Annotated in this window: 13 protein-coding genes and 2 pseudogenes; 8 read left to right on the forward strand and 7 right to left on the reverse strand. The window is 57.9% G+C overall.

What is annotated here, in order from left to right; all coding sequences use genetic code 11:
* On the reverse strand, positions 1-596 hold a 596-nt coding region (locus tag H0V34_09880), incomplete at its 3' end, for a type IV-A pilus assembly ATPase PilB (protein ID MBA2491988.1).
* 295 nt (positions 597-891) lie between these two features.
* On the opposite strand from H0V34_09880, the gene H0V34_09885 reads away from it, so the two are divergent.
* Both H0V34_09885 and H0V34_09890 read left to right on the forward strand, forming a co-directional pair.
* Positions 892-1,065 (forward strand): type II toxin-antitoxin system RelE/ParE family toxin, encoded by a 174-nt coding sequence (locus H0V34_09885; GenBank protein ID MBA2491989.1) that lies wholly within the window; start codon positions 892-894, stop codon positions 1,063-1,065.
* A 12-nt stretch (positions 1,066-1,077) separates the two neighbouring features.
* Positions 1,078-1,272 carry a hypothetical protein gene (locus H0V34_09890; GenBank protein ID MBA2491990.1) on the forward strand — a complete coding sequence of 65 codons (195 nt, stop codon included), beginning with the start codon at positions 1,078-1,080 and terminating at the stop codon, positions 1,270-1,272.
* An 11-nt stretch (positions 1,273-1,283) separates the two neighbouring features.
* Here H0V34_09890 and H0V34_09895 read toward each other — a convergent pair whose 3' ends face one another.
* The gene (locus H0V34_09895) at positions 1,284-1,430 is read right to left on the reverse strand and encodes a hypothetical protein (protein MBA2491991.1); all 147 of its coding nucleotides are present in this window, start codon (positions 1,428-1,430) and stop codon (positions 1,284-1,286) included.
* A gap of 18 nt (positions 1,431-1,448) precedes the next feature.
* On the opposite strand from H0V34_09895, the gene H0V34_09900 reads away from it, so the two are divergent.
* The gene (locus H0V34_09900) at positions 1,449-1,646 is read left to right on the forward strand and encodes a hypothetical protein (GenBank protein ID MBA2491992.1); all 198 of its coding nucleotides are present in this window, start codon (positions 1,449-1,451) and stop codon (positions 1,644-1,646) included.
* A gap of 54 nt (positions 1,647-1,700) precedes the next feature.
* Here the strand turns inward: H0V34_09900 and H0V34_09905 are convergent.
* The 4 genes and pseudogenes from H0V34_09905 to H0V34_09920 form a co-directional block, all read right to left on the reverse strand.
* Positions 1,701-1,961 (reverse strand): annotated as a pseudogene (locus H0V34_09905) (type II toxin-antitoxin system mRNA interferase toxin, RelE/StbE family).
* A gap of 335 nt (positions 1,962-2,296) precedes the next feature.
* Positions 2,297-2,527, reverse strand: a pseudogene (locus H0V34_09910) (Txe/YoeB family addiction module toxin).
* Between the two features lie 12 nt (positions 2,528-2,539).
* Positions 2,540-2,797: a type II toxin-antitoxin system prevent-host-death family antitoxin gene (locus H0V34_09915; GenBank protein MBA2491993.1), complete on the reverse strand. Its 258-nt coding sequence runs from the start codon at positions 2,795-2,797 to the stop codon at positions 2,540-2,542.
* A gap of 295 nt (positions 2,798-3,092) precedes the next feature.
* Positions 3,093-3,302: a hypothetical protein gene (locus tag H0V34_09920; protein MBA2491994.1), complete on the reverse strand. Its 210-nt coding sequence runs from the start codon at positions 3,300-3,302 to the stop codon at positions 3,093-3,095.
* Positions 3,303-3,507: 205 nt separating this feature from the next.
* On the opposite strand from H0V34_09920, the gene H0V34_09925 reads away from it, so the two are divergent.
* The 4 genes from H0V34_09925 to H0V34_09940 all read left to right on the forward strand — a co-directional run bounded on the left by H0V34_09925 (position 3,508) and on the right by H0V34_09940 (position 4,718).
* Positions 3,508-3,654: a DUF1640 domain-containing protein gene (locus H0V34_09925; GenBank protein MBA2491995.1), complete on the forward strand. Its 147-nt coding sequence runs from the start codon at positions 3,508-3,510 to the stop codon at positions 3,652-3,654.
* Positions 3,651-3,875, forward strand: coding sequence for a hypothetical protein (locus H0V34_09930; protein MBA2491996.1), 225 nt, complete (start codon positions 3,651-3,653; stop codon positions 3,873-3,875). Before H0V34_09925 ends, H0V34_09930 begins: the two co-directional genes overlap by 4 nt.
* A 32-nt stretch (positions 3,876-3,907) precedes the next feature.
* Positions 3,908-4,183 carry a hypothetical protein gene (locus tag H0V34_09935; GenBank protein MBA2491997.1) on the forward strand — a complete coding sequence of 92 codons (276 nt, stop codon included), beginning with the start codon at positions 3,908-3,910 and terminating at the stop codon, positions 4,181-4,183.
* A gap of 319 nt (positions 4,184-4,502) precedes the next feature.
* Positions 4,503-4,718, forward strand: coding sequence for a hypothetical protein (locus H0V34_09940; protein MBA2491998.1), 216 nt, complete (start codon positions 4,503-4,505; stop codon positions 4,716-4,718).
* A gap of 107 nt (positions 4,719-4,825) precedes the next feature.
* On the opposite strand, the gene H0V34_09945 is transcribed toward H0V34_09940, so the two are convergent.
* Positions 4,826-5,326, reverse strand: a complete 501-nt coding sequence (locus H0V34_09945; GenBank protein ID MBA2491999.1) for a pilin — start codon at positions 5,324-5,326, stop codon at positions 4,826-4,828.
* A gap of 328 nt (positions 5,327-5,654) precedes the next feature.
* Between H0V34_09945 and H0V34_09950 the strand changes: the two genes are divergently transcribed.
* Complete coding sequence (locus tag H0V34_09950; GenBank protein ID MBA2492000.1) at positions 5,655-5,882, forward strand: DUF433 domain-containing protein; 228 nt, start codon at positions 5,655-5,657, stop codon at positions 5,880-5,882.
* The last annotated feature ends 44 nt before the right edge of the window (positions 5,883-5,926 follow it).

Below are 5,926 nucleotides of genomic sequence, written 5' to 3' on the forward strand. Positions count from 1 at the left end.
GCGTCCAGCAATACCTTGTTGATAAAGCGCACTACGGGTGTGTCGTCGACATCCGGCGCGCCCACGTCAGGCGCCTTGGTGTCGCCTTCGGCGGTAATGATCAGGTTTTCCAGGTCGGCGTCGGTCAGACCCCTCATCATCGCCATGGCGTCGTTTTCAGCCAGCGCGGTTTCGAGCAGTTGGGCGAGTTTGTCTTCCTCGACCAGGACGGGCTCCGTGCGCAGGCTCGTGTGAAACTTGATCTCGTCCAGCGCCGCCTGATTCATGGGATCGGAGATGGCGACAAACAGTCGCCCGCCGCGACGTCCGATCGGCAACGCATGATGCTGGCGTAGCAGTTTTTCGCCGACCAGGTTCTTCGGCATAAAGTCGGCATCCAGCGCCGTGATGTCGAACAACGGCATACCGAATTCGCTCGAGGCGGCGAGAGCGAGTTCGCCGGAGTCGACCTTGCGCTCTTTAACCAGATGCGTGACCAGAGAGACGCGTTGCTGTTTGGCCTCTTCTGACGCAATCAGCGCGTCGCCCTGGCTGATCAGGCCCTCGTTAATCAGCCGCCGGGCCAGGCCGTTCAGCTTGAGTTTGGTGATCAGCATTGTAGATGCCGGTTGATTCATGCGACGTAATCATATCGAGGTTCGTGAACGTCAGTTTGACCGTGGTAACAAGACGGTCGGCCTGCCCATGGCATGCGCAATTAGTCCCTTGAGTATGACGCAGATAGGCGCGGCGCCCGTAACGCATCGGCGGCGCGGGCGACAAGCGGTGCTTATTTGCCGATCGGCGTCCTGTCGAATCCGCGTGACCGTGGGGAGGTTTACCGTGGCGGCGTCGCATTGCCTACCTTGATTACATCCGCGCGCCTGCTAGCATTTCGGTGATGGTCCTCGCATGGATGCGGCCGAGACTACGGCGGAAATGGACTTGCCGGGTCTGCATTTTCACCGCTTGCGTGGAGATCGGCACGGCACCTTTGCGGTGACCGTGCGCGCGAATTACCGCGTGACCTGGCACGTGGATGCCGACGGCGAGTTTGTGGATGTGGATTATGAAGACTATCACTAGGAGGAACACGTCATGATGTACGATCCCTCGCACCCCGGCGAGAGCATTCTCGATCTGTGTTTCAAGTCATCAGCGCGGCGGCCGATCATCTGGGCGTCAGCCGCGCACCTGTCGGCCATCATCAATGGGCGCTCCGCGATTTCCGCGGAAATCGCGATTCGGCTGGCGAAGGCGTTTGCGGCAGCCCCCAGACTGGGTTGCGCATGAACGTAATGCGGTCAGGCGGCGCGCAGTACGGGCTTCACGTCGATGCTGTCGGCCTTCTGGCTGGCCTGCCATAGATCATAACTGACCTGCTCAGGCGCGGGATCTTGCCTGCGTACGCTTAAGCCGCACCCTATACTTGCTTGCTCATTCCAGTCCATGCTTGCTACGATTCAATCATGGCCGATATAGAAAGTATCATTCTCGAGCACCTGCGGCATCTTCGCACCGCGGTGGATGGTGTGCGCGAGGACATGAGAGAAGTCAAAAATCGTCTTGGCCATCTGGAAGAGCAGTATGCCTCGCTTTCCCGTCGCATCGATCGTCTCGACGAACGTTTCGAGCGTGTTGAGCGGCGCCTGGAACTGGTTGAATAGATTCATTCCGGCGGCGGAACCGCTGACGCGTTCCGCCCTACGCCTGGCCGATTGTTATTTCCTTCTGCGGTAAATTTCCCGGCGGTGTCCGGTGCGTACCACCAGCACCAGTAGCTCGCGCGCGGCGACCTCGTAGACAACCCTGTAATTGCCAACGCGCACTCTTCGCAGCCCGGTCAGATCGCCCTTCATGATCTCGCCTCTATGTGGCGCATGCTAGAGCGTATCGATTGCCGTGATGATCCTCAGCCGATCTGGTTCGTCGAGCCTGACCAGCGCTTGAGCGCGCTGGCCGCCGTGTCGAGCATTTCCAATAGGTCGTCGGAAAGACGGGTTGTGATCTGAACCATATCAATCACCATCAATGTCAATCAATGTCATCAACGTTTCATTGTAGGAACGCCGTGGTTGCGCCCAGAAGAATGATCGGGTTATGTCGCTCAGCTAATAACGGTGGGCCCCTTGCGAGGATGTTCGATGATGCGTTGCGTTGCGGTGCGGGTAGGGGCGTATTACGAGCCATGCCGCGTTGTTCGAGGCGACATTCGTTTCGCACGGACGCCGGCCCGGAAAAGGAAAGCCCCTCGCCGGGAGGGGTTCGGTGCGTCTTGTTAGTCCGCGCCCGCACAGCGCACCCGACGCTTGCTTGCTCAATAATGATATCGGCATTGAATGACGATCAAGGTGTCCGCATCAACCTTGTAAACCAGCCGATGTTCGTCGCTGATCCGCCGGGACCAATAGCCCGCCAGGCTGTGTTTCAGAGGTTCAGGTTTGCCGATGCCCTCGAAGGGTGATCGCTGTATATCTTTGATCAGTGCATTAATGCGCTTCAAGACATTCTTGTCGGTTCGCTGCCAGTAGACATAGTCTTGCCACGCTCGGGTCGAAACTTAACCATCCTCGAGCAGCGTTCTTTCCGTCGCCTTACCCGCTTCGACCTCTTCAATGGAGTCCGCCAGGACGCGCGCGTTCGCCGGACTGCGAAGTAGGTACGCGGTTTCTTCCCAGGCGTTGTAGTCCTCCAGCGAAACCATGACCACAGATGCACCGTTTCTGCGCGTGATGATAATGGGCGCGCGATCCCGATTAACCTTGTCCATGGTTTCGGCCAGATGCGCGCGCGCTTGAGTGTAAGAAATGGCGTCCATGACACCTCCACAGTTTGGTGGCCATACATGTACGTTTAAGTGTACATGTACGGTCAAACTGAAACAAACCTTGGGAACTCGCCAGGTCAGGATTGGGTCGCCATCGCTGCGAAGAGAAAGCCCCTCGCGGGGAGGGACTTTCGGTGGTGCGTGATGCGGTCAGCATAGGGCGTGGTACGCGCCCTATGCTTGCTGTATCACAGGTGTCATTTATGTCCATGCTTGGTGGCGTCACGCACCACGATGCCCAGCGCGCCTACGAGCGCCGCTAGCGCGACGATTACGACCCATTCCATCACAAGTCCTCCAGGTCCTCGAGACGAAAGTACGCTCGACGATTTACAAGCACGACAATGGCTGCAAGAGCCAGTGCGGCAATAAGCCCGGCGGCCATCATAACTCGACTAGCCGTGTCGTAGTTTTGCGCAAGCCATGCGACCAATGAAGCGTCAAGGGCCACGGCAACCGCGAAAACAACCTTGAGCCAACCAAGCTCCTCTTTCACGCGGTCTGCCCTCGACATGCAAAAAGTATAACGCATGAGCAAAAAGAAAGCCCCTCGCGGGGAGGGGCTTTCGGAGTGTTGAAGGACGGCGGGATAGGTTGGTTCTGGCCATTCCCTGGCCAGAACTGGTCTATCCGGCCGCCCTTGTGCGCACAGCGCGTCCTGCTTGCTTGTAGGCGCGGTAGGCCATGCTAGAATCCGGGTCATGTCCGCCGCGCCTTTCGATTCACACGCCGCCGTCAAGCGCCTGACCGCCTCCGGCTTTGACGAGCGCCAGGCCGAGGCGCTGGTCGAGACCTTGGCGTCGCGGCACGGCGATCTCGTGACCAAGGCGACCTGCGCTCCGAGATGACCGAGTTCCGCACGGCGACTAAAGCGGCTATCGCCGAGTTCCGCACGGCGACTAAAGCGGACATTGCCGAGTTGCGCACGGCGACTAAAGCGGACTTTTCCGAGCTGCGCCACGAGATCGGCGCGCTGGAGAATCGCTTGATCAAATGGATGGTGGCGCTGATCGTGCCCTTGTACGCCGCGTTGATCGCTGTCTTGCTCACCTTGTTCAATACTGTGTGATTCCCGTCACTTGGCCAGCAAGCGTAGCCCAGGTGGCGCGTGATACGCGCCCTGCGCTTGCTACATTGACCCGGAAAGATGAGTGGTATGCTGCTCGCATGGCCACGATGAATCGTAAATTGTATGAAGCTCTACGGTCGATCGGTATCGAGGATCAGCACGCGGCTGATGTCTCGGAGGCGTTGTCGGAAGATATCGTTGAATTGAAGAGCGACGTGAAGCTGTTGAAGTGGATAGTGGGCTTCAATCTTGTTGTCTCTCTCGCGTTGTTATGGCTCGTGCCGCAAATTCTGTTATCGCTTCCGTAAACCAGACGCGCGTATTCAGGCGCACCAAGACAGCCGTGGAAAAAGAAAGCCCCTCGCGGGGAGGGTGCGCCGGGAATGCGCGAGGCGATTGAAGCCTTGCGCCGGCGCACGCGCCGACATGGATGTCGGGGCCGGGTGTCCATATCACCGGCGCTTCGCCACGGATGGCTGGCGAATTTCAAAAAAGAAAGCCCCTCGCGGGGAGGGGCTTTCGGAGTGTTGCGTTTACCGCACGTGCTTGAGCCGCACCCTACGCTTGCTATACTGGCCGAGCCATGAGTAGCGCACCACATTCGACACCCATGCCGCGGTCAAGCGTCTGAGCGCGGCAGGTTTCAGCGAGGCACAGGCCGAGGCGCTGATCTCCGCCCTGAGTCGTGATCATGAGGACTCGGTCACGAAGGCCGATCTTCGCGATATGGCGACGAAAGGCGACCTGAAGGAGTTGGAGATCCGCTTTATCAAATGGATGGTCGGCCTTGTCATACCCCTGTACGCTATTCAGATCGCCGTCTTTCTAGCGTTGTTGTTCTAGCAGCTTTTGTAGTCTGGATTAGCGCGGCGTAACCCGGCATCTTAGTTTGTTTGTTGGGGTTCATTGCATTCACCCCAACCTACGCTTGCTACGCTTGCTTGCTTATTTTAATTACAGCTGCTGGGGCGATAGTTAGCCGGTACGGTCGTTGCGGTTGCAGCGACGCCTGTACCACAAACCCAGTTTACTGCTTGGCCGACAGAAGCCGCGGCCGAGAGGTCAAGCGCTACACCTGCACCGGTAACCGGGGCAATCGTGATTACATTAGCGGTCGCCGGGCCGACGGCCGCAGTGTACGTAACCGTGATCACGCCTGAAGCGCTAGACACGATGGAGGTAACATTAGCCGTAGTCGCGGGGAATGACGCGCTGATGTTCGCGCTACAAGTCGCGGCGTCGGTACAAACTTTGGTGCCGGAGCCCGCGGATTGCTGAGTTTCTGTGATCGCTAGCTTCATCGCGGAAGCTAAGCTCAAGCCTTCGCTGACGCGCGCGCGAATCGTGTAATCCTGATAAGCCGGAATCGCAATCGCGGCCAGAATGCCGATGATCGCAACCACGATCATCAGTTCGATCAACGTAAAACCCTTTTGTGCCTGCTTGTTCATTTGATTTTCCTTAAAAATTTTACTTCCGTTTGGGGTCAGTCTTTTCACTAATCGGGGAAGGTGCTTCCTCGTCCGTGAGAATTGACTTGGAGGATCGATACTTCGATCCTGCGATACCCTGATTCAGCTTGCGTGCCAAACGCGCGCGAACGCGCAACCCCTTGTTACGGCAAAGATTCCGTGACCCCCTCAACAATTGCGCGACGACGAACGGTGCGTCGCGACCGACCGCCGCCGTCAGCATGCGACGAGATTTGTCAGCCGCGGGCCCGGGTTCCAGTTAGCCAGCTCAAAGCCAGCGTGGCAATCTGAGAACTGGAGTAAGACTATGCGCATTCCAAACCCACTCATTACCAAGTCGCCGAGCCGGTTGGGCGGAACGCCGGTTTTTGCCGGGACGCGGGTGCCGGTGCGGACCTTGATAGAACATCTTGAAGCGGGAGACTCTCTCGACGCTTTTCTTGAAGATTTTCCTAGCAGCCTGTCGGACTTGAGAAGCCGGCTCGCGTCGCGAGCGCAGGTTTCGAGTCGTGTTGATGGTTCATCGGTTCGCTGACGGGAGTGTTGGGCGCGAAAAGTGACTCGTTTCCTGCTCTTTTC

Source organism: Gammaproteobacteria bacterium (genome assembly GCA_013696315.1).
Taxonomy (GTDB): Bacteria; Pseudomonadota; Gammaproteobacteria; order JACCYU01; family JACCYU01; genus JACCYU01.